The following is a 577-nucleotide window of genomic DNA, read 5'->3' on the forward strand; positions in this document are numbered from 1 at the left end:
CACTCCGCCACATTTAGCAAAAGACCACTAATACGTTAGTGATCTTTGTTCTGCCTAATTGCCTTCTTCAACTATCAAGAGGCAAAGACTTCTGTCGCCGCTTTTATTAACTGCATGTGAATAGGTACAAGGTCTGCGTGGTTTGTTCTATATCCACCACCCACAACGGCGGCAACAGGAATCCCTCTGTTTTTCATCAGTTGAAAAAGAAACCGATCACGCTCAAAAATTGCTTGAGTCGATACGTCAAAGTAACCAAGCTCATCATCTTGATGAATATCTACCCCAGCGTCGTAAATCACCATATCTGGACGATGGAGATTCAACGCCATCTCGACCACCTCTTTAAACGTCATCAAAAATGTTTCATCGTCTGTTCCTTTTGCTAACGGAACATCCAAATCAGACTGTGGTTTTCTCGCAGGAAAGTTTTTATCGCAATGAAAAGAGAGCGTCACGATGTCCGGCTCTTCTTGGCACAAGGTGGCGGTTCCATCACCATGATGAACATCACTATCAATAATTAAAATCTTATCAACGTGCTCGTTATCCAACATGTGTTTAGCCGCAATCACTA

At 42.8% G+C, this 577-nt stretch carries 1 pseudogene; it reads right to left on the reverse strand.

Annotated elements, in window-relative coordinates:
• Positions 1-74: 74 nt before the first annotated feature.
• Positions 75-577: pseudogene (locus R7190_RS29340) on the reverse strand (histone deacetylase); the annotation flags it as partial.

The organism is Vibrio sp. 1078-1 (genome assembly GCF_033340475.1).